Genomic DNA, 20,949 nt, shown 5'->3' on the forward strand with positions numbered 1-20,949 from the left:
GAAAAGGATCGCCGATGACTCTGACCTCCGAATCCACCACCGCGCAGCCCGCCGACAGCCGCCTCGGGCTCGCCGCCCGCGATCACCTCATGCGGGGCTACGGCGAGCCGACGGACGGGCCGGTGTCCATCATCACCCGCGGTGAGGGGCCCTACGTCTGGGACGAACAGGGGCGCCGCTACCTCGACGCGGTCGCCGGCGCGTTCGTCGTGCAGGTGGGGTACGGGCGGCCGGACCTCGCCGCCACCGCGGCGCGGCAGGCAGCCGAGCTCGCCTACTTCCCGGCGATGGAGCACGCGCCCCGCCCCGCCGTGGAGCTCGCCGAGCGGCTCGCCGCCGCGGCGCCCGGCGATCTCAACCGCGTGTTCTTCACCTGCGGCGGCAGCGAAGCCGTCGACAGCGCGTGGAAGCTGGCCCGCCAGTACTTCGCGCTGACCGGGAGGACCGGCAAGCACAAGGTGATCAGCCGCGAGTGGTCCTTCCACGGCAGCACCTACGCGGCCGTGGCGATGGGCGGTTTCGCGCTGCTGCACCAGATCTTCGAGCCGCGCGGGCCGGTCAGCCGCAACGTGGCCGACCCGTACGACGCCGAGGAGATCCGGGCGGCCATCGAGCAGGAGGGCCCGGAGTCGGTCGCCGCGGTGATCCTGGAGCCGCTGCCCCACCCGAGCGCCTGCGTGGTGCCGCCGGAGGGCTACTTCGCCCGCGTCCGCGAGATCTGCGACCAGTACGACGTGCTGCTGATCTCCGACGACATCGTGGACTCCTTCGGCAGGCTCGGCCACCTCTTCGGCTGTGACCGCTTCGGCTTCCAGCCCGACATCATCTGCTGCGCCAAGGGGATCACCAGCGGCTACGCGCCGCTCGGCGCGACGATCGCGTCCGAGCGGCTGCTGGAACCGTTCCTGCCGGAGCACGTCATGTTCGCCCACGGCTACACCTTCAGCGGCCACCCGGTGTCGACCTCCGTGGCCATGGCGAACATGGACATCCTGGAGCAGGAGCGCGTCTACGAGCACGTGCTGCGCAAGGAGGCGGCGCTGCGCAACACGTTGGAGGGCCTGCGGAAACTGCCGGTGGTCAACGACGTGCAGGGCGCCGGGTTCCTGTTCTCCCTGGAGCTGATCAAGGACAAGGCGACGCAGGAGCCGTTCTCGCCGGAGGAGTGCGAGCAGCTCATCGACCGGCGGCTGCGCCGCGAGCTGTTCGAAGCGGGCCTGCACATCCGGTGCGGGGACCACGACAAGCCCTACATCCACCTGGCGCCGCCGCTGATCTGCGACCAGCCGGAGTTCGACGAGATCGCGGACGTGCTGGGGTCCGTGCTGCCCCGGCTGTCGGCCTGGGTCTGAGGGCCGCGTGCGCGGTGGCGGGCCGTCCGCCACCGCGCACCGGCCGGGATCAGCTGGTCCGGAGCGGGCCCAGGCGCACCGGGAGTTCCTCCACCGCGCGCATGTAACCGGGCCGCCACCGCAACTTCTCGACAGGCACGGCAAGTTCGAGGTTCGGGTAGCGCTCGAAGAGCGAGCCGAGGCCGATCTCCATCTCGACCTTGGCCAGGGAAGCGCCGAGGCAGTAGTGCATTCCCCGTCCGAACGCGACGTGCCCGTTCTCCGCTCGGTCGAAGTCCAGCACGTCCGGCGAGGCGAACCGCTCGGGATCGCGGTTCGCGGCGGCCAGCGACGCGAGCACCCAGGAACCGGCGGGGATCGTGGTGTCGTCGAGCTGGATGTCCGCCGTGGTGAAGCGGAAAACCCCCGGCGTGGACGGCCCGTCGTAGCGCAGCAGTTCGTCGACGTGCGCCGCCAGCGCGGTGGGATCTTCGCGCACGGCGGCGAGTTCCGCCGGGTGGTCCAGCAGGGACAGCACGCCGAGCGCCAGCGAGTGCGACGTCGTCTCGTGCCCGGCGACGAACAGCAGCAGCGCCACTCCGGCGAGCTCCCGATCGGCCACTTCGCCGCCCGCACCCGTCACGAGCGCGCTCAGCAGGTCGTCCTCGGGATTCCTGCGCTTGGCGTCGAGCAATTCCTCGAAGTAGGCGTAGAAGGAGTTGACGGCGGAGACCACCTGGGGCGCCTTTTCCGGGTCTCCGACGAATCCGAGCGCCTGGTTGGTCCACTCCCGGAACTGCACGGCGTCCGCTTCCGGAATGCCGAGCAGCGCGCACAGCACGGACACCGGGAACGCATAGCTGTAAGAGCGGACGAGGTCGACTTCGTCCTCGCCGTGCAACGCATCCAGCAGCCTTTCGGCGATGGCCCGCACCTGCGGCCGCAGCGCTTCCACGCGGCGCGCGCTGAACTCGCGCACCACCAGTTTGCGCAGCCGGGTGTGGTCGGGCGGATCCATGTTGATGAACAGTCCCTGCCGGATGGACCGGAACGCCTCGGCCACCTCCGGCGCCACCTCGTCAGCGCCGCTGCGCTCCGGCGAGAGGTCGCAGCTCACGTGAGGACTGGACAGCACGTTCACGACGTCGGGATAGTGCGTCACCACCCAGCACTCGCGCCCGTCCGGCAGGACGACCGGCTGCGCCGGACCGCTCTCCCGCCAAGCCGCGAGGCACGGGTGGGGATTGGCCAAGAACTCGTCGCTCATGGACAGTTCCACCGGGCCGGCCACGTCGCTCGTGCCCATCTTTCCTCCTGTAATCCGATGCTGGAACATTCGGTGAGAATTGCGGACGACGAACCCGATGCTAGGTGTCCCGAAATGGCCCAGCAACGGCCAGGAATCGCCGACACCCGGTATTCCACCGGTTCACCCCAGCGGATTATCGACACCCGCACACGACGCGACGAAACGGCGCCGCTGAGCCATTTTTCCGAGGTGTTTCCACGATCAGGTCGAAGTCGTTTCCTCGGTTGCAGCACCCCATTCCGCTGCAATAGCGTGCAGTGCGGTCCCCGAATTCTTCCGGTCCGGCACGGCCGGATCGCGCCGAAACGAATTCCGCAATCACCGCAGCCTCGAAGGCGAGATCCACGAGATGAACCGAGCACAGCGACCATCACCGGGCGCCGGTGAGATCCACGACGAGCACGGCGACGTGTTCACCGCGCTGCTGGACGGCAGCCTCCACTTCGGACTCTGGGACGACGCCACCCGCAGCATGCGGGAGGCCGCCGACAACATGACCGACCTGATGATCGAGAAGCTGGCGATCGAGCCGGCGCATTCCGTGCTCGACATCGGCTGCGGCATCGGGGAACCCGCCGTCCGCCTGGCCCGCGCCAGGAACGTCGACGTGGTGGGCGTCAACGTCAGCCGCCAGCAGCTCGCCGCGGCGACCGAACGCGCGACGGCGGAAGGCCTGCAGGACCGGGTGCGCTTCGCGTTCGCCGACGCCCTGGACCTGCCCTTCCCGCCGGAATCCTTCGACGCGGCATGGTTCTTCGAGTCCCTGCTGCACATGCCCGACCGCCGCCGCGCGCTGTCGCAGGCCGCGCGCGTGCTGCGCCCCGGCGGCAGGCTCGCCGTCGCGGACTTCATCCGGCGCGGCCCCGACCGGGACGAGCAGACCGCCGTCGAGGAACGGCTCGCCGGGTTCCACATCTCCGCCATGCCGACGCTGGAGGACTACGCCGAGACGGTCGCGGACGCCGGCCTCGTCATGGTGGAGGCGATCGACGTCTCCGACCGCAGCTGGCGGCAGACCCTGGCGGTGGTCCAGGAGAACATCGCCCGCCTGCAGCACACCTTCACCACCTCGTCCGGCCAGGAGGACTACTGGGCCGAAGCGCGCGAAACGCTGCCCAGGATCGCCGAGGGATCGGCGCTGGGCTACGCGGTGTTCGTCGCGGCCAAGCCGCACGGCTGACCGGGGCTCACCGCTCGGGCGCCAGCACCTCGCCGGTGCCGGCGTCCCGCACGGTGATCGCCTCGACCGGGCAGGACTCCGCCGCGTCGGTCACCTCCTCGGCCGGACCGACCTCCGACCGGCGCGGGCAGGGGAACCCCTCCACCAGCTCGAAGTGCTCGGGAGCGATCCCGACGCACAGCGCGGAGCCGATGCAGGTATCGGCATCCACCTCGATCGACCAGCTCACCCGACGCCCATGCGGGCTCCGGTTCGGGTTGCGCCCAGTTCAGCCGGGTTCCACGCGATGTCCAGGCGCGACGGGCTGTGGAGAATCATCCCCTCCCCCACACGACGACGTCGTCCTCGTCGCCTGCGAAGCGCAGGCGGGGCAGCCTCTCCAGCAGCGTGCGGAGCCCGGCCTGCGGCTCTTCGGCCGCCTGCGGGACCCGATCGAGGTCGGCGAGCAACCATTGGAGCTCCCGGGGATGGGTCAGCAGGGCGTACGCGGAGTTCGCGAGTTGCGTCGAGGTGCTCGCTGAACGGGAACTTCCTCGGTTCCGACATGCGACGCTCCAAGTGCCATCGACCGTTGCCGACGCGCAAGTTACGGCTCCCACAACCGTCCTGCCTGGTTCGCCACTCGATCGAAGAAGGACATCCCGGCGGCCACTTCCCGACGTTCGCCACCTGTTCAATTCCGTTGTGCTGCAACCACTTCACCGCAACACTCGTCATGCCACCACACCCGGTACCACGGGGTGAACCTGTCGCACGGCCAGGTATTTCCGACCTTCCGCTCCCAACACCGCGCGCATCGCCACAACAATTCGACGATCGGTCGTTAATGGCGTGCGCCGGTGCTGTCGTCCGGCCTAAGCTCCTTCTCGATCATTCCGGCGAACCCTGGAGGAAGTCCTTGGCAACCGACGCGCTGACCGCGGTCATCACCGGTGCCGCGAGCGGGATCGGACGGGCACTGGCCGAGGCGCTCCACGCCAAGGGCGCCGACCTCGTCTTGGCCGACGTCGATGCCGACGCGCTCTCCGCGACCGCGGAGCGGCTCGGCGCGACAGGTGTGACGGCCGATGTGTCCGACCCGGCCGCGATGAACGCCCTGGCTGCGCAGGCCCCGCAAGCGCGCCTGATCTGCCTCAACGCCGGTGTCGTGGGAGCGTCGCTGGGCGCGCCGTGGGAGGTGCCGGCCGACGAGTGGGATCGCGTGTTCGGCATCAACGTCGGCGGCGTCGTCAACGGGCTGCGGGCGTTCGTGCCGGGCCTGCTCGCCTCCGGTGAGCAGGCCCATGTGCTGATCACCGCATCGCTGGCTGGCCTCACGGTCTTTCCCGGCGGCGGGGCGTACGGGCCGTCGAAGCACGCCGTCGTCGCCGTCGCCCAGCACGCGGCGATGGCCCTGGCCGACACACCGGTGCGGGTCACCATGATCTGCCCGGCGCTGGTCTCCACCGGCATGTCGCCGGACGGGATCGAGCCGGGCCTCGTCGCGCATGAGGCGTTGCGGGCCGTCGACGACGGTGTCTTCGCCGTCGTTCCCTCGGAGTGGCAGGCGGCCGTCGTCGCGCAGGTCGAGCAGATCGCGTCCGGACACCGGCCCACACCACCCACTCCGCGGTCGGCATGAGCCACGACGACCACGCTCAGCCAAACTCGCGTGCTTGCAGCCCCCCGAGCTAACGGCGAATCGTCTCGAACACGGTGGCCGGAGCCCACTCCTCCACCGCATCGCCCTCCGCCGGACTGTCGACCCTTTTGAGCGCGAGACCGGCTGCCTCGAAAAGGGATTCATACTCCGGCAACGTCCGCACCTTCCCATCGACCCTGGCCAACTGCCGCAAATGGATCGCGTCGAACAGCTGCGCCGAATCCTCGCGGTACAGCCAATCGATGACGACCACTGGAGTTCCAGGCGACGCCGCCTCCCGGCACCGCGACAGGATTCGCGCGCAACTCTCGTCATCCCAGTCGGACAGCACGCACTTCAACAAATAGACGTCACCCCCTTCAGGAACCTTTTCGAAGAAGCTGCCGCCGACGAACTCGACGCGAGAGCTCAATTCACGCTCCGCAATGATCCGTCGCGCCCTTTCGACCGCGTGCGGCAAATCGAACAGAACGCCGGCGACATCCGGGTACTCCGACAAAATGCGGGACAAGAACGCGCCATTGCTGCCGCCGACGTCCACGACCTTGCGGTGCTCGTGGAATGAGTACCGGGACAGCACCGAGTCGGCCACCATGTCGGACAGCTCGCTCATGAAGTCGGCAAATGCGGCCGCCTCTTCCGGGTTTTCCTGGTAGTACGACCACAACCCCTTCCCAAGCGCGTCTTCGGTGTGCGACCGGCCGTGCAGCACAACGCTGTGCAGCATCTCCGCGGGACGGCAGAGTCCAGGCGATGTGAGCATCAACACGATATTGCGATACGCACCCCCATCACGCCGAAGCAGGGCAAGCATCGGAGTTTCCGCGAATTGATCCGCATCGACCCGCTGCACGAGACCGATCGACTCGGCGTTGTTGAGGAATGCGGATACCGCTCTGACGTCACCGGCCCCAATCGCCGCAGCCAAGTCGGCCGCCGTACGAGGCCCTTCGGCGAACTCATCAGCAACTCCCAATCTGGCCGCAGCGCCGAGGAGATGAAAATTCCACTGCGCGCCGAGAATGGCGTCCAAATCGTCCTCAGGTTTTCCCACGTTCAACCTCCAATGTCGACGACGAGAGGCTAACCGCAAATTCCGAACCACCGCGAGCGCCAGAATCGACAAATACCGGAATGGGTGCAATCCCTGCAGGAACTCGCCTCGCAACGCGGTTGGCGGTCGGCTCACCTCATGCCATGGCAAGCACGTCGGCTCACTCGCTGAGCACGACGTCGTGATCGGGGAAGCGCTCACCGAACAGCCGCAGCAGCCCCACCGCCTTCACCGCGGTCTCCTCCCATTCCTCGTCCGGGCCGGACAACGCGGTGATCGCCCCGCCCACTCCGAAGCTCACCCGACCCGCGTCAACCACCAGCGTGCGGATGACGATGCTGTGATCCGTGGCTCCGTTGAGGGAGAAGTAGCCGAGTGCGCCGGAGTAGATTCCCCGCGCCCCTTCCTCCAGTTCATCGATGATCTGCATCGTGCGGATCTTGGGGGCACCGGTCATCGAGCCCCCGGGAAACGCCGCCCGCACGCAGGACACCGCCGAGGCATCCGCACGCAGTCGCGCTCGGACGGTGCTCACGAGCTGGTGCACGGTGGCGAAGGACTCCACGTCGAACAGCTCGTGGACGTGCACCGAACCCGGCTCCGCACAGGTGCTGAGGTCGTTTCGAACCAGGTCGACGATCATCAGGTTCTCAGCGCGATCCTTTTCACTGGCCCGCAGTTCCTCCCGAAGTCGCCGGTCCTCGCGCAGATCGTCCGAGCGGGGCCGAGTTCCTTTGATGGGCTTGGATTCCACCACGCGATCGGCGGAGATCCGGAGGAACCTTTCCGGCGAGGTGCTCAAGACCGACAACGCACCGAACCTAAGCAGCGCGGCGAACGGCGCTGGACTGTGCGCGCGCAGGAAGCGATAGCCTTCCCACGGATCGACGGTCGCACGCCCATGGGCCATGTTCGTCAGGCATACCTCGTAGGTCTCGCCCGCCCGGATCTGGCGCTGGCACTCCTCGATGAGGTCGAGGTAGTGCTGCCTATCGTGGCGCAATTCGAGACCCTCGACCTCCGTCGACGGTGCGGGTTCCCGCAGGGCCGCGCCGAGCGCGCACATCGCGTTCCACTGCGCTTCCGTCTCCCGCATCCATTGCCTGGCAGCGGTTTCGTCCCCCACTTCGGCCAAGGCCAGCAAGTACGCCCGGCGCTCATGATGGTCGAAAGCGACGGCGTGCGGCGCGAAGATCATCGTGACATCCGGAGTCTCGGCCCGATGTGCACGACGTCCGCCGCACTCGGACTTCAGCTCGTACCCGAGGTAACCGACCCATCCCAGGGCGAAGTCGAACGGCAAGGGCGGGACATCCACCACCAGGGAATCGAGATCGGCCTCGAGCCAGTCCAGGAAAGCTCCCTGGATTTCGTCCTTTCCGGCCGCGGAGTGGACGACCGTCGTGCCGCGCCACGTATCGGCCTCCACTACTCGGGCGAGCCGACCCGTCGCATCACCCATGAACGAGAATTGCCCGTTGGCGACGTCGGAGAGACTGCTGTCCAGCCAGAACGAGTACTCGCTGCATCGGAAAAGCTGGTCGAACACGCGCTCTGGATCGCACCAGCCCTCCAGTTCCTCGACGATCACCCGGAATCGTGCGGTGGATCGAATGCGATCGGGGACAGTGCTGCGCTGCCGTTGGCGAGGTAGTCGCGTCCGCCTTCCGGTCGTGCGCTGCCATTGCCTGGTCAGGTCGGTGAAGTTCCGAAGCATGCGATCGCCGTGCGCCGTGCAGATCGACTCCGGGTGGAACTGGACTCCCCACTGGGGGCGGTTCCGGTGGTGAACAGCCATCAAAACCCCGTCCGGAGTCCAGGCATCCGCGACGAGATCGTCAGGAAGTTCGATCACGACCAGGGAATGGTAGCGAACCACGGAGAAAGGTGAAGGCACGCCGGCGAAGAGCGACTCGCCGCCGTGGACGACCGGCGAGAGCCGGCCGTGACGCACTTCAGCCGCAGGACCGACCTTCCCGCCGTATGCGGAGCACAATCCCTGATGGCCCAAGCACACGCCCAGCAAGGGCAAATCGGCGTACTGGACGATGTCCGCGCTGATGCCGAAGTCCGACGCCCGCTCGGGATGACCTGGCCCTGGAGACAGGACCACGTTGTCGAAGTACTGCAGGCCCTGCAGGCGAAAACTCGGATCGTCATTGCGAATGACCTCGCACTGCTCTCCGTTGGCTTCAGCAAGGTAGTGGGCGAGGTTGTAGGTGAACGAATCGTAGTTATCGACGATCAAGGTCCGCATGCGTCGACCTTCCTGCAGAATTCCGAGACTGGGACACGCGCGTCCATTCTGGAATCCTCGCGTCACAGCGGCGAGCCGAGTGGCGGGTGACGCATGTCTCCTCGGCAAGACTCCGGCGTGGATCGCGACATTTCCCGATGCGCTCGGGTCTCGGCACTGTCAGGCCTGCCGATCAGTTCGCCCGATCGACCGTCCCCCGGTTGATTTCGTTGAAACCGAGCAAAGTTCGCGACACCCGAACCGCTACCCGATGGAGGTTCGTTCAGCGAATCGAGTTGCCCGCCAACTCGGCAGCTGCCTATAAAAGGGGGGGCCGAAACCAAGGAAAGAGCAGAATGGCCGAATTCCTTTCAGTTACCGAAGAACTCCTGGCGAGTAGCGCCGAACCCGCAGGTGTGGCGGCACTTTTCCGCGGGGACCCCATCGAGGGGCGCTGATGACGATTCGGGATCAGCCGACGATTCCCCGCATCCCCGAGGAACGCGCGCAGCGGTACCGCGCGGACGGGTGGTGGCAGCCCGTGACGTTGGACCAACTCGTCCTGCGCCACGGCAGTCGCGTCCCGTCGAAGTGCGCGCTGGTGGCCGGCGACCGGCGAATGACCTACGGAGAGCTGGCCACCACTGTCGATCGCGCAGCCGCGCTGCTGACGACGAGGGGCCTGCGGCGCGGCGACGCAGTCGTGGTGCAACTCCCGAACAGCCTCGAATTCGTCGTCCTCGTCCTCTCGCTGATGCGCATCGGCGCGCTCCCGATGCTGATCCTGCCGGCGCTGCGGGGATACGAGATCGAGCGCATCCTGCGGCTGATCCGGCCCCGCGCGATGGCCCTGCCGCACCGCATGCCTCGGTTCGATCACCTCGCGATGGTGCAGGAACTGCGTCCCCGGCACCCGTACCTCGAAACCCTGCTGCTCACCGGCGAACCACCCGCGGGTCCTGACATCGTGGATCTGTCCGAACTGTGCGATCCCGCGAGCGCTTCCGCCCGTGCGGCGGTGCCGGCGCACCAGCCATCGGCCCCCGAGCCGCACGACGCGGCCTTGCTGCTGCTTTCCAGCGGCACTTCCGGGCCGCCCAAGATGATCGCCCGCACGCACGAGGACTACGGCCACGTCATTCGAACCGCGTCCAAGACCGCCGGGCTCGATGCCGATTCGGTCTACTTCGCGGTCATGCCCGCCGCTCACACCTTCACCTTGGCCTGTCCGGGAATCCTGGGCGCCCTCGCCTTCGGCGGGCGGGTCGTGCTCGGCAGCGCGGAAGACCCACGGCGCGCGTTGCGGCTGATCGAGCAGGAGCGGGTGACGCACTGCGCCGTGGTTCCGGCACTGCTCGGCCAGTGGTCGACCGTGCTCCGCGCGGATCACTTCGACATCTCCAGCATCGCCGCGGTCCAGGTCGGGGGCGCCAGGCTGGACCCTGCCGGGGCCGAACAGGCCCGGTCGGTACTGGGCTCCGTGGTGCAGCAGGTCTACGGCATGACCGAAGGACTGGTCAACTCCACCCGGCTCGACGACCCCGCAGAGGTGGTTTCGTCCTCGCAGGGCAGGCCCGTCTCGGCTGCCGAGGAACTGCTGATCGTCGACGACGCGGGCGAACCAGTTCCGCCAGGGCGAACCGGGCAGCTCCTGACCCGTGGCCCGGCCACGATCGCCGGGTACTACCGGGACGAAGCGGCCACCGAAAACGCCTTCACCGCCGACGGTTTCTACCGGACCGGCGACCTGGTCCGGCTGCTGCCGAGCGGGAACCTGGCGGTCGTCGGGCGAATCAAGAACGTGATCAACCGCAGCGGCGAGAAGGTGTGCGCCGAGGAGTTGGAGCAGCTCCTCCGGGAGCTGGACGACATCGCCGAGGTGGCCGCCGTCGCCGGGCCGCACCCCATGCACGGCGAGATCGTATGCCTGTACGTGGTACCTGCCGGCGAGAAACGCCCCGAGCTGCGAGAACTGCGCCAGCACCTCGAATCCCGCGGGTTGGCCAGGTACAAGCTGCCCGAGCGCCTGCAACTCCTCGATGCGATGCCGTTGATCGGAGTGGGCAAGCTGGACCGCGCCGCGCTTCGCGAAGCCGCCGCGGCTGCGGAGCGAACGAGAACCGTGCGGCGGTCGGCGCACTCGAAGTCGGACGGCGGTCATCTCCAGGAGGTGGCGGGCGAGGGGGTCGCCCCGATGCGTCGCCCGCAGCCGCTCGACACGTAGGTTGGCAAATCCTGTCCCGGTGTCCGAGAATCCGCCGGCTGCTCAACAGCCGACCGCATTTCCTGGTCCGGCGAGGATCGCTGCATCGACCGCCGCGCCCGGCCTGAACCGGTCAGGGCAGCGCGGCGCCGCGGGCCGTGATCCAGAGCCGGTACCACTCCTCGTGCGTGAGGTCGGGTTCCCGCTGCGCCGCGTCGCGGCAGGCGCGGATCCGCTCCGGCTTCGCGCTGCCGATGACCGGCGCGATGCCCGCCGGGTGGCGTTGCAGCCACCACAGCACGATCGTCTCCGGCGTCGTGCCCTTCTCCTCCGCCAGGGCCGCGACGAGCTCCGCGGTCGCCCGCTCGGTCGGCGTTTCCTGGCCGCCGGTGAACCGGCCGCGCGCGAGCGGGCCCCATGCCTGCAGGGAGATCCCGTTCGCCCGGCAGTGCTCGATCGTGCCCAGCGGGAAGCCGATCGACGCGGCTTCGGCGGTGTTCACCAGCACCCCGGCCTCGCACCAGTCGCGCCGGTGCAGGCTCATCTCCAGCTGGTTGGCGACCAGCGGAACGCCGAGGTGCGCCTGCAGGTGCGCGATCTGGGCCGCGCTCATGTTCGACACCCCGAAGCGCCGCACGAGGCCCTGCTCGTGCAGCGACATGAGCGCCTTGGCGACGTCTTCCGGGTCGGCCAGCGGGTCGGGCCGGTGCAGCAGGAGCACGTCGATCACGTCGGTGCGCAGCCGGGCGAGGCTCTCCTCCACCCGCCGGACGATGCTGTCCCCGCGCAGGTCGTAGATCCCGGGCCGGTCGCCCTCCGCCTGCCGGATGCCGCACTTGGTCTGCAGCACGACGCGTTCGCGCAGCCCGGGCGTGCGGGCGAGCACCTCGCCGAAGGCCGCCTCGGCCTTGCCGCGCCGGTAGATGTCGGCGTGGTCGAACGTCGTGATCCCGATCTCCAGCGCCGCCTGGATCGCCGCCTCGGCCGCGTCGATGTCGGCCGCGGCGAGGGGTTCGGCATCCCAGCTCCCGCCGAGCCCCATGCACCCGTACAGCACGCGATCCGCGCTCGTCTCCGTCGTCACCGGGCCATCCTTTCACGGAGGTCACCGCGCCCGGCCGGGACCGCCGTGACGACATTCGTCCACAATGGACGACTGGAGGGTGAGGAATGCCATCCGCTCGCGGGGCCGGATCGGGCGCACACTCGGGTCATGGACGGGCAGTGGACGCCGCGGGACCAGGAGGAGCTGATCGCGGGGTGGCGGCTGTGGCTCGCGCTCGGCTCGTCGGCCTGGCCGCGCGCCGACTGGGACGGCACGCCCGGGCAAGCGGTGCGCGGCCTGCGAGAGCTGATGGCGGCGTGCGACGAGATCCTGGCCGACTACCTCGCCGCGGGCGGCACCGAGTCCGCCGAGGTCGCGCGGCTGCTGACCTCGATGTACCCGGCCGCGAGCTGGACGTGCGAGCCGTGGGCGGACGACACCGCGCCGCTCGACGACGAGCGCGCCTCGCTGCTGCACCGCGACCTCGCCGGATTCGCCGACCACGCCCTGGCCGTGCAGACCCTGCTCGCCCGGGGCGGCGGCTGGGCATCGCTCGCGCTCTGACCGGGCCTGGTTCAGCCGTGCACGCAGGTGTCCTGCGCGCGCGGCGTGACGACGATCACTCGGCCATCCGGTGGGAACTCCACGTCGTTCACCACGGAGCACGGCCAGGGGAAGCTTGCTGTCGGCCCGTTGATCTTCCTGCCTCAGCAAGCCTCGGCGGCGGCTCGCCGGCGGACGGTGCGCTCGAGGATCCCGAGGGTGGCCTTGAGCGCGGACTCGGGGACCACCGGGAAGACGATGCGCTCCTTCCACTCCTCGTCGATCTCCGACCAGTCGTAGTAGGAGGTGACGAGGGTGCCACCCTCGGCCGGCTCCAGCCGGTAGCCGTAGATGTGGCGGGCATGGGGCCGGACCCTGCCCTCGACGGTCCAGGCGATCTCCTCGCCCGGGGTGAGCTTGGTGATGACGACCTCGACGTCGTACTTGCCCAGGGGGACGTCCCCGAGGGCGTCCCGGTCCATGTGGACCAGGAACCGGTCGCCGGGCCGCTCGACCCGTTCCCCTTCGGCGTCCATGAGCATTCCCGACGCGTCGATGTCCACGTGGCCCTTCGGGTCGGTCAGGACCGCGAAGACGTCGCCGGCCGGGGCGGGGATGAGCCGGGAAACCTCGATCCGTTCGGCGTCTTCGCCCACGCGCGGCGTTTCCGCCGTACCGATCAGGTTGGCTGGGTCGATGGCGCTCATGGCGTCGTCCTTTCAGGCCGTGCTTCGGGAGTGGCGGTGATCCGGCCGACGGAAGCCCCTCGCGTAGCGGCGCCACGGTCGCCCGCCAATAAATCGACCATAACACAAATAATCGATTTTCCACCGGACCGTCTACGCTGGCGAGATGCCCCGGACGGCCCACACCTCGACCTCGTCGGGAAAGCAGATGCTCTCCGAGCAGGTCTACGCGCACCTGCGGGACGCGATCATGCGCGGGGACTACGCCCCCGGTGAGGCCCTCAAACCGCAGGACCTCGCCAAGGAACAGGGCGTGAGCCTGGCGGTAGTGCGCGAGGCGCTCGTGCGGGTGGTCGGCGAGGGCCTCGCCGACCGGCTGCCCAACCGCGGCTTCGCCGTCCTCGCCTTCTCCGACCGCCGCTGGCAGGAGATCGCGGAGGCCCGCCGGACCATCGAACCGCTCGTGCTGCGCATGTCCATCGAGCGCGGCGACGTCGAGTGGGAGGCCCGCGTACGCGCCGCACACCACCGCCTGACCCGCACCCCGGCGTTCGTGCCGGAGGAGGGCGAGTACGTCAGCGACGCATGGTCCGAAGCGCACCGGGTCTTCCACCGCACCTTGCTGGAGGGGTGCGGCAACCCCGTCCTGCTGGAGACCTTCGACCGGATGTGGTCCGCGAGCGAGCTGGCTCGCCGCTGGTCGGCGCACCGAACCCCCGGCCGGGACCACGTCGGCGAGCACCGCCGGCTGGAGGAGGCGGCGCTGGCCCGCGACGCGGACGCCGCGGCCGAGGCACTGGCCCAGCACCTCACCCTGACCGCGGCCGGCCTGACCGGCCGCACCCCCGCGGAAGAAGCCTGACCCCGCCTCATCGACCTGGCCCGGCAGGTTCCGCGTCGCGGCCCGGTGCTCTTCCGCCTCGGCCCGCCTCGGCGCATCCTCGGGATGCCGTCCGCAATCTCCTGCTGAGCGAGGGTCCGCGATGAGAGCAGCACGCTTCCACGGCCGTGGCGACATCCGCATCGACGACGTGCCGGAACCCGCAACCCACCCCGACACCGTCAAGGTGGCGGTCGAGTGGTGCGGGATCTGCGGCACCGACCTGCACGAATACCTCGAAGGCCCGATCTTCGCGCCGCGCGCGGGCGCCCCGCACCCGCTCACCGGCGAAACCGTGCCCCTCACGCTCGGCCACGAGTTCGCCGGAGTCGTCAGCGAGCTCGGCGACGGGGTGCGCGACCTGCGGGTCGGCGACCGCGTCGCCGTCGAGCCGTACCTGGTGTGCGGGCGGTGCGACCCCTGCCTGCAAGGCCGGTACAACGTCTGCCGCAGCCTGGGTTTCGTCGGGCTTTCCGGCGGGGGCGGCGGGTTCTCGCAGTTCGTCGTGGCCGAGCGCCGCTGGATCCACCCGCTCGGCGAGCTCGGCACCGACGTCGGGGCGCTCGTCGAGCCGCTGGCCGTCGCCTACCACGCGGTGCGGCTCTCCGGCGCCCGCCCGGGGCACACCGCCGCGGTCTTCGGGACCGGCCCCATCGGCCTGGTGACCACCGCCGCGCTCCGGGCGGCGGGCGTCGAGCGGGTGATCGCCGTGGAGCCGGCGGAAGTGCGCAAGGCCAAAGCGCACGCGGCCGGCGCCGAACACGTGCTCGATCCGTCCACAGTGGATGTCACTGCTGCCGTGCTGGAGCTGACCGGGGGCCGCGGCGCCGACGTGACCTTCGAGTGCGCCGGGATCGACGCCGTGCTGAAGTCGGCGATCCGCGCCACGCGTGCCGGTGGCACCTGCGTGAACGTCGCGATCTGGGGCCACGAGGCCGCGGTCGCGATGAACGATCTGGTGTTCGGCGAGATCAACCTCGTGGGCAGCCTCGCCTACGCCGGCGACCATCCCGCGACCATCGAGATGATCGCCGACGGCAAGGTCGACCCGTTCCAGTTCATCACCGGCCGCATCGGCCTCGACGACATCGTGGCGAAGGGGTTCGACGAGCTCGTCGGCAACAAGGAGGCCAACGTCAAGATCCTCGTCCGGCCGGAGTGACCCGACCTAGGTCGTTTTATAAGCGGCGGTAGCCGCTTGCGGTGCAGGACTCAACTCGCACCGCCGCGGGTTCTCGGTGCCCACTCCTCTGGAGTTCTCCCAGCGAGGACAGCCCCGACGTGGTGAATTGGTCATTCATGATGTCGGGGATCCCACAGCGAGGGGGCATCTGAGGTTCCGCCACCCGCACCGCTACGCAAACCAATTTCGAAACACTCTCTAGTAGTCCAGGGCCGCGTACCAGTCGTCTCGGCCCCGGGGCGTGAGGTCGAGGAGGTGCCAGACCGGGCTGAGCAGGTCGATGCCGCGCTCGTCGATGTCGTCTGCCATGCGCGGGTGCGCCGAGTAGAAGTGGCGGATCGATCCGCTGTCGTCGCGGGTGAACACCGACACCGTCGAGTCCTGGTCGCCGTCCGCGTCCTCGCTGCCGAGGTCGTACTTGAACGTGCTGGTCCCGGCGCTGAGCAGGCGGAGGTTCGCCCACCCCCGGTGCCGGGCGTGCGCGCGCAGGTCCGGCAGGCCGGCGGCTGCCACGACGGCGAGGTCGACGTTCTGCGCGACGTGGCGGGCGACGCCGTTGAAGCCGTCGATCCACATCGTGCACATGGGGCACGGCTCGGTCTGCCGCTTGCCGTACATCAGGTGGTAGATCACCAGATCGCGGCCGGGCCCGGTGAACAGTTCGCTCAGCCGCACGGTCCGCACGGGCCCGTCGCCCGCATCGAGGTCCGCGGGGCCTTCTTCGAACGCGTAGTCGTCGACGACCGGCCCGGGCGGCAGCCTGCGGCGCAGGTCGGCGACCTGCTCGCGCTGGCGCATCAGCTCGATCTCGGCCTGGCGCAGTTCCTCGCGGGCGCTGGCGTACTCGGCCGGCTCCGCGGTGAGGTTGGTGTGGCGCATCGCTGACTCCTGGACCACCGGCGGCAGTTGCCCCCGCCATTGTCCGCCGCCCGCGGGCGGTCGCCAACTGCGGCGCTGGCAGCCGGTAGTCACGAAGGTGTTCCAATGTGGACGTTCGCGGGATCGCGGCGGTTCGGGGACGGTGGCGGAACGGATGCCGAACAACCCCTGAACACTCGGCGAAGGGATACCGCCGACGGCGTGGATCCGGCGGACAACTTTCCGCCGGCGAGATCTCATAGGTTCGGGCGCGGACCCACGACGCCATCGCCGCAGCGGGATGAGGATGGACGAGCAGACCACGACGACCAGGACGAGCACCGCCGAGCGGGTCGGCGACCTGCTCACCGCGTGGGTCGACCGGCTTCCCGCCCGGCTGCGCCGGGTGCTGTCCCGCGAACTCGTCGGGTTCCTGATGCTGGGCGGGTTCACGTTCCTGATCGACCTCGGGATCCTGGCGGCGCTGCGCGCCTGGACCGCGCTGCCGCTGCCGGTCGCCGTGACCGTGGCGTACGTGGCCGCCCTCGGGCTGAACTTCGTGCTCAACCGCAAGGTCAACTTCCGGTCGCACGCCCCGGTCGGCGGCCAGGTCCTCCGCTACGCGGTGGTGATCGCCTGCGACTACCTGCTCACGATGGGCGTGACCACGGGTGTTTCGGCGCTGGGCGTCGACTTCCGGCTGTCGCGGATGGCCGCCGGGGCGTGCGTCGCGGCGTTCACCTACACCGCATCGCGGTGGTGGGTGTTCCGGGAGAAGCCCGGCTGAACCGAGTCCTTGGCATACTGGGCGCGGTGTCCCGCAAACTGCTGATCTTGCCGCTCGCGGCAGGACTCCTCGTCGGCGCGGTGCTGTTCGGCGCGCTGGTCGTCCTCGGCCCCTCGATCACCTTGCACGAGGCGGTGTTGCACGAGGAATCGTCCCGGGATTCCGGGGTGACCTACGAGTACTCGGGTTCCCAGTGGGCGAGCGAGCTCTACCTGGTTCGGGTCACCCGGCTGACCGGCACCTGGCACGAGCTGCGGATCGGCCCGGGCGCGGCCGACCACTACTACCCGGTGCGGCTGCGGTTCGGCTCCGGTGAGCCGCGGATCCGGTCCGTCGAGTGGCGACCCGACGAGGTCGTGGTGACCTTGGAGTCGGGTGACTCCGTCCACGTGCCAGCGGACAACTTCCGCAGCGTCCGCTAGCGCGCCCGGCGCCCCAGCGTGCGCATCGCGAGGGCCCCGAGGATCGGGCCCGGGGCGAGGACGAGGAAGGCGAAGCGCCAGCCGACGAGCGCCGAGAGCACCGGCACGAGGTTGATCGTGACCACCGTCAGCAGGAAGCCGATCGCGGTCTGCGCGGTCAGCGCCGTGCCGATGTAGCGGGAGTCGGCGACCTCGCTGAGGGCCGTGGAGAACACGCCGGAATCCGCGATCACCGCCGCGCCCCAGATCGCGAGCAGCACCAGGAGCAGCGGCCACGACGCGCCGAACACCAGCGGGGACAGCAGGCAGCACGCGCCGCTGACGACGAGGGCCGCCCCGGCCGCGGGAGCTCGCCCGAAGCGGTCGGCGGCCCAGCCTCCGAGCAGGCAGCCGAGGACGCCGGCGACGCCGATGGCCGCGAACGAGACCAGGCCGACGGTCGCCTCCCCGCTCCCGGTGCTCGCGGCCACGAACGACGGCAGCCACGTCCACAGCGCGTACAGCTCCCACATGTGGCCGAAGTAGCCGAGGTTGGCCAGCCTCGGCCCGCGCTCCCGGAACATCTCGAGCGCGTACCGCGGCCGGTGGCTCGCGCCGCCGCGGGACAGGTGCGGTCCCGGTCGCACGAACATCGCCGCCAGCACCGCCGCCCCGACCCCGATGGCGGCCGCGGTGATGAGCACGCCCTGCCACGGCAGGCCGTCAAGGCCCTTGATCAGGTGCGGCAGCGCGGAGCCGAAGGTGAGCGCGCCGATGAGCACGCCGAGCGCGAGCCCGCGCCCGGCGGCGCCGAACCACGAGGCCATCAGCTTCATGCCGACCGGGTAGACGCCGGCGAGGAAGAAGCCCGCGCACAGCCGGCACAGCACCGCCGGACCGAAGCCGTCGGCGAACAGTGGGACGGCGACGGTCGCGGCCGCCGCGCCGAGCGCGGAGCAGGCGGCCACCCGCTGCGGCGGGAAGCGGTCGGGCAGGTTGAAGGCGGCCGACACGACCGCGCCGGCGACGAACCCGACCTGCACCGACGCGGTCAGCCAGACGGCCTGCACGTCGCTGATGTGCCACGCCTCGCGCAGCGCGGGCACGACGGCGGAGGCGGAGAACCACATCGCCATGGCGAGCACCTGCACGGCGGCGATCAGCCCGAGCTGGACGTACCGGTTACCACTTGCCATTCAACTGCCGCTTTCCGAGAAGGCTCCCGCGTCACTCGAGGCACGACCGCCACACGAGTTCGGCCCGCACCTCGTTCGCGGACGGTCGCATGATTCCACAGGCGGATGCCCGCGGTCACGCCGCTCAGCTGTACGCGGTGGGTTCAGGCGGCTCGCCGGTGAGGTAGTGGGCACCGAGCTCCCGGGCCTTGTAGGCCACCGGGTCGTGCAGCGTCAGGGTCCGGGCATTTCGCCAGAAGCGGTCGAATCCGAAGGAACCGGCCGTGGCCCTCGCGCCGAGGAACTCGAAGATCCTGGCCGTCGTCTCGTTGACGGTCCTGGTGGCGACGATCTTCGCCGCGGAGATGGTCGCGGCCGCCGCGCCGCGCTGCTCCGCGGTCAGCTCGGCGCCCTGATCCGCCGCGTCCTGCAGCGCGGCGGTGCCGTGGTCGGCGAGCAGCCCGGCCGCCCGGACGCTCGCGACCAGCTCGCCGTAGCCCGCCAGGACGTACGGGTCTTCTGCCGCGGCGGCCGCGCCGCTGAGCAGCCAGGGCCGGGCGCGGCGGCGGGTGTAGTCGGCGGCCTCCGCGAGCGCGCCTTCGGCGATCGCCACGCAGATCTGGGCGAGGATCACCTGGAAGGCCAGCGATGTCAGGGAGATCCGGACGTCACCGCTCGGCGGCGAGCCCAGCACGTCGTCCGCGTCGATGCGCACGTCGTCGAAGACGACGCTGCCGCTGGCCGACAGGCGTTGTCCGATGTGGTCCCAGTCGTCGGGGTGGCCGATGCCGGGCGCGCGGGCGTCCACCAGGAAGGTGCGGATCTCGCCGCTGTCGTCCCGGGCGCTCGCGATCAGCCGGTCCGCGACGGCGGCACCGGTGGCGAACGTCCGCCGGCCGTTGACCAGGAATCCTCCGTCCACAGTGGTCATGTTCAGCCCGGCTTCCGCCTGGTTGGGCGGGCTGCTCACGCCCGCCCAGAACAACCGGTGCTCGGCGGTTTCCCGCCGCATCCGCCCGGCCACCTCGGGGTCCCCGAACAGCCCGGCCCGCCACAGGTGCAGGTAGTGGTACCCGAGCAGGTGCCCGATGGACGGATCGGCCGCCGCCACGATCCTGGTCACAGCGTGCGTGGTCACGTGATCGTCCGGCGGGATGGCGAGCAGCCCCGACCCGCGGAGCAGCTCGATCTCCTCCACCGGCCGCCGGTTCGCGCGGTCCCGGTCGGCGGCGTCGGCCCGCAGCCGATCGGCGACCGCCTTCGCGCTAGCCAGATCCATGTCTCTCCTCGAGATTCTCTCGCCGCCGCAACACGATGACCAGCAGCGGCGGCAGGAGCGCGCACTGCGCCGCCACAGCCAGCCAGAACAGGTGGGCATTTCCGGCCCCGTCGAACGCGCCGTAGCCGAGGCCGCCGATGATGCCGCTGGCGAAGGCACCGATCCCGGCCGCGAGGCGCTGTTGCCCGAACACGACCGCCGGCGCCCGCCCGGAACGGGCGAGGGATTCGAGGTCGTTCTTCAGGAACAGCACCACCTCGCCGAGGCAGATGGCCAATGCGCCGGCCAGGATCGCCACGGCGCCGCCAAGCGCCAGCGCGGCCGTGCCGGTCGCCATCGCGGCGAAGCCGATCAGCATCGCGCGGGAGTACGGCAGCCGCCCGATCCAGCCGGCCAGCAGCGGCTGCATCACCACCAATCCCAGTGAGTGGAGCATCAGCGCGAGGCCGTAGAACACTGTGGACACTCGCGGAACGGCGTAGACCGCCAGGTAGTTGTAGAAGAACATGTGCAGGTACAAGGTCAAGGCGGTGATCGCGAAGGGCAGCAGGGGAATTCCGGCCAGCACCCGGTCCGGCTTCCCCACCGGGCGGTCGGCGCCCCGCTCTGCGGGCAGCAGCGCGTGCCCGATCGTCACGACGGCGAACAGCACCGCGACCGTTGCGAACAACGCCGCCGAGTCGTCGAGCACGAACGGGGCGGCGGCGACCGGCCCGAGCGCGATTCCGCCGTTGATCGCCGAGTTCCCGGCCGACACCAGCAGCGGGCGGCGGTCTTCCTCGACGCCCAGCAGCAGGTACGCCTTGTTCGCCGGGAGGTAGAGCGCCGCGCCGCAGGAGGTCAGCACCAGCGCGGCGACGGCCGCGGCCGGCCAGCGCAGCCCCACGACGAACCCGGCGAACCCGGCGGTGCGGATCACCAGCGCCAGCACCATGGTCCGCTGCAGGCCGATGCGCTCGGCGACGGCCGCGCCCACGATCGCACCGGCGAACTGCACGAGCGAGGCGACCGCGAGGACGACGCCGACGATCCCCAGGTCCAGCCCGAGACGCTGGTGCAGCACCACCGACATGTACGGCAGCACCGCGAACCCGCCCAGCGCGATGAAGAACGAGCTGACCAGCAGGAACCATTGCTGGTGGGTGAACGAGGCCACC

The 20,949-nt window shown here is 69.7% G+C and carries 20 protein-coding genes; 9 read left to right on the forward strand and 11 right to left on the reverse strand.

Annotated features, from left to right (window positions below):
- The first annotated feature begins 14 nt into the window (after positions 1-14).
- Positions 15-1,352 (forward strand): aminotransferase class III-fold pyridoxal phosphate-dependent enzyme, encoded by a 1,338-nt coding sequence (locus AB0H93_RS12960; protein ID WP_358571744.1) that lies wholly within the window; start codon positions 15-17, stop codon positions 1,350-1,352.
- A 49-nt stretch (positions 1,353-1,401) separates the two neighbouring features.
- Here AB0H93_RS12960 and AB0H93_RS12965 read toward each other — a convergent pair whose 3' ends face one another.
- Positions 1,402-2,637: a cytochrome P450 gene (locus AB0H93_RS12965; RefSeq protein WP_358571746.1), complete on the reverse strand. Its 1,236-nt coding sequence runs from the start codon at positions 2,635-2,637 to the stop codon at positions 1,402-1,404.
- A gap of 352 nt (positions 2,638-2,989) precedes the next feature.
- On the opposite strand from AB0H93_RS12965, the gene AB0H93_RS12970 reads away from it, so the two are divergent.
- Positions 2,990-3,820: a methyltransferase domain-containing protein gene (locus AB0H93_RS12970; RefSeq protein ID WP_358571748.1), complete on the forward strand. Its 831-nt coding sequence runs from the start codon at positions 2,990-2,992 to the stop codon at positions 3,818-3,820.
- 7 nt (positions 3,821-3,827) lie between these two features.
- Here AB0H93_RS12970 and AB0H93_RS12975 read toward each other — a convergent pair whose 3' ends face one another.
- Complete coding sequence (locus AB0H93_RS12975; protein WP_358571750.1) at positions 3,828-4,049, reverse strand: ferredoxin; 222 nt, start codon at positions 4,047-4,049, stop codon at positions 3,828-3,830.
- Positions 4,050-4,134: 85 nt separating this feature from the next.
- Positions 4,135-4,269, reverse strand: coding sequence for a hypothetical protein (locus AB0H93_RS12980; RefSeq protein WP_358571752.1), 135 nt, complete (start codon positions 4,267-4,269; stop codon positions 4,135-4,137).
- Positions 4,270-4,718: 449 nt separating this feature from the next.
- On the opposite strand from AB0H93_RS12980, the gene AB0H93_RS12985 reads away from it, so the two are divergent.
- Positions 4,719-5,441: an SDR family NAD(P)-dependent oxidoreductase gene (locus AB0H93_RS12985; protein WP_358571754.1), complete on the forward strand. Its 723-nt coding sequence runs from the start codon at positions 4,719-4,721 to the stop codon at positions 5,439-5,441.
- A gap of 49 nt (positions 5,442-5,490) precedes the next feature.
- Here AB0H93_RS12985 and AB0H93_RS12990 read toward each other — a convergent pair whose 3' ends face one another.
- Together AB0H93_RS12990 and pabB are read right to left on the reverse strand one after the other, a co-directional pair.
- Positions 5,491-6,516, reverse strand: coding sequence for a methyltransferase (locus AB0H93_RS12990; protein WP_358571756.1), 1,026 nt, complete (start codon positions 6,514-6,516; stop codon positions 5,491-5,493).
- A 160-nt stretch (positions 6,517-6,676) separates the two neighbouring features.
- Positions 6,677-8,773: an aminodeoxychorismate synthase component I gene (pabB, locus tag AB0H93_RS12995; RefSeq protein ID WP_358571758.1), complete on the reverse strand. Its 2,097-nt coding sequence runs from the start codon at positions 8,771-8,773 to the stop codon at positions 6,677-6,679.
- Between the two features lie 436 nt (positions 8,774-9,209).
- Here pabB and AB0H93_RS13000 point away from each other — a divergent pair, with 436 nt between their 5' ends.
- Positions 9,210-10,976: an AMP-binding protein gene (locus tag AB0H93_RS13000; RefSeq protein ID WP_358571760.1), complete on the forward strand. Its 1,767-nt coding sequence runs from the start codon at positions 9,210-9,212 to the stop codon at positions 10,974-10,976.
- Positions 10,977-11,088: 112 nt separating this feature from the next.
- On the opposite strand, the gene AB0H93_RS13005 is transcribed toward AB0H93_RS13000, so the two are convergent.
- Entirely contained in the window at positions 11,089-12,039 is a 951-nt protein-coding gene (locus AB0H93_RS13005; protein ID WP_358571762.1) for an aldo/keto reductase, read from the reverse strand.
- A gap of 129 nt (positions 12,040-12,168) precedes the next feature.
- Between AB0H93_RS13005 and AB0H93_RS13010 the strand changes: the two genes are divergently transcribed.
- Positions 12,169-12,564, forward strand: coding sequence for a hypothetical protein (locus tag AB0H93_RS13010; RefSeq protein ID WP_358571764.1), 396 nt, complete (start codon positions 12,169-12,171; stop codon positions 12,562-12,564).
- A gap of 143 nt (positions 12,565-12,707) precedes the next feature.
- On the opposite strand, the gene AB0H93_RS13015 is transcribed toward AB0H93_RS13010, so the two are convergent.
- The gene (locus AB0H93_RS13015; protein ID WP_358571766.1) at positions 12,708-13,250 is read right to left on the reverse strand and encodes an SRPBCC family protein; all 543 of its coding nucleotides are present in this window, start codon (positions 13,248-13,250) and stop codon (positions 12,708-12,710) included.
- 187 nt (positions 13,251-13,437) lie between these two features.
- Here AB0H93_RS13015 and AB0H93_RS13020 point away from each other — a divergent pair, with 187 nt between their 5' ends.
- Both AB0H93_RS13020 and AB0H93_RS13025 read left to right on the forward strand, forming a co-directional pair.
- Positions 13,438-14,091 carry a GntR family transcriptional regulator gene (locus tag AB0H93_RS13020; RefSeq protein WP_358571980.1) on the forward strand — a complete coding sequence of 218 codons (654 nt, stop codon included), beginning with the start codon at positions 13,438-13,440 and terminating at the stop codon, positions 14,089-14,091.
- Positions 14,092-14,212: 121 nt separating this feature from the next.
- Entirely contained in the window at positions 14,213-15,271 is a 1,059-nt protein-coding gene (locus AB0H93_RS13025; protein WP_358571768.1) for a 2,3-butanediol dehydrogenase, read from the forward strand.
- A gap of 219 nt (positions 15,272-15,490) precedes the next feature.
- On the opposite strand, the gene AB0H93_RS13030 is transcribed toward AB0H93_RS13025, so the two are convergent.
- Positions 15,491-16,171: a DUF899 family protein gene (locus AB0H93_RS13030; protein ID WP_358571770.1), complete on the reverse strand. Its 681-nt coding sequence runs from the start codon at positions 16,169-16,171 to the stop codon at positions 15,491-15,493.
- A 286-nt stretch (positions 16,172-16,457) separates the two neighbouring features.
- On the opposite strand from AB0H93_RS13030, the gene AB0H93_RS13035 reads away from it, so the two are divergent.
- The gene (locus tag AB0H93_RS13035; RefSeq protein WP_358571772.1) at positions 16,458-16,937 is read left to right on the forward strand and encodes a GtrA family protein; all 480 of its coding nucleotides are present in this window, start codon (positions 16,458-16,460) and stop codon (positions 16,935-16,937) included.
- Between the two features lie 26 nt (positions 16,938-16,963).
- A complete protein-coding gene (locus AB0H93_RS13040) occupies positions 16,964-17,359 on the forward strand; it encodes a hypothetical protein (protein WP_358571774.1) in 396 nt (131 codons plus the stop codon).
- Here the strand turns inward: AB0H93_RS13040 and AB0H93_RS13045 are convergent.
- The 3 genes from AB0H93_RS13045 to AB0H93_RS13055 all read right to left on the reverse strand — a co-directional run bounded on the left by AB0H93_RS13045 (position 17,356) and on the right by AB0H93_RS13055 (position 20,948).
- Positions 17,356-18,534 carry an MFS transporter gene (locus AB0H93_RS13045; protein WP_358571775.1) on the reverse strand — a complete coding sequence of 393 codons (1,179 nt, stop codon included), beginning with the start codon at positions 18,532-18,534 and terminating at the stop codon, positions 17,356-17,358. The genes AB0H93_RS13040 and AB0H93_RS13045 overlap by 4 nt on opposite strands.
- Before the next feature lie 124 nt (positions 18,535-18,658).
- Positions 18,659-19,792 (reverse strand): acyl-CoA dehydrogenase family protein, encoded by a 1,134-nt coding sequence (locus tag AB0H93_RS13050; protein ID WP_358571777.1) that lies wholly within the window; start codon positions 19,790-19,792, stop codon positions 18,659-18,661.
- Positions 19,779-20,948 carry an MFS transporter gene (locus AB0H93_RS13055; RefSeq protein ID WP_358571779.1) on the reverse strand — a complete coding sequence of 390 codons (1,170 nt, stop codon included), beginning with the start codon at positions 20,946-20,948 and terminating at the stop codon, positions 19,779-19,781. Before AB0H93_RS13055 ends, AB0H93_RS13050 begins: the two co-directional genes overlap by 14 nt.
- Position 20,949 lies beyond the last annotated feature (1 nt).

Origin of the sequence: Saccharopolyspora sp. NPDC050642, assembly GCF_040654735.1 — a bacterium.
In the GTDB taxonomy this organism is placed as follows: Bacteria; Actinomycetota; Actinomycetes; order Mycobacteriales; family Pseudonocardiaceae; genus Saccharopolyspora; species Saccharopolyspora elongata.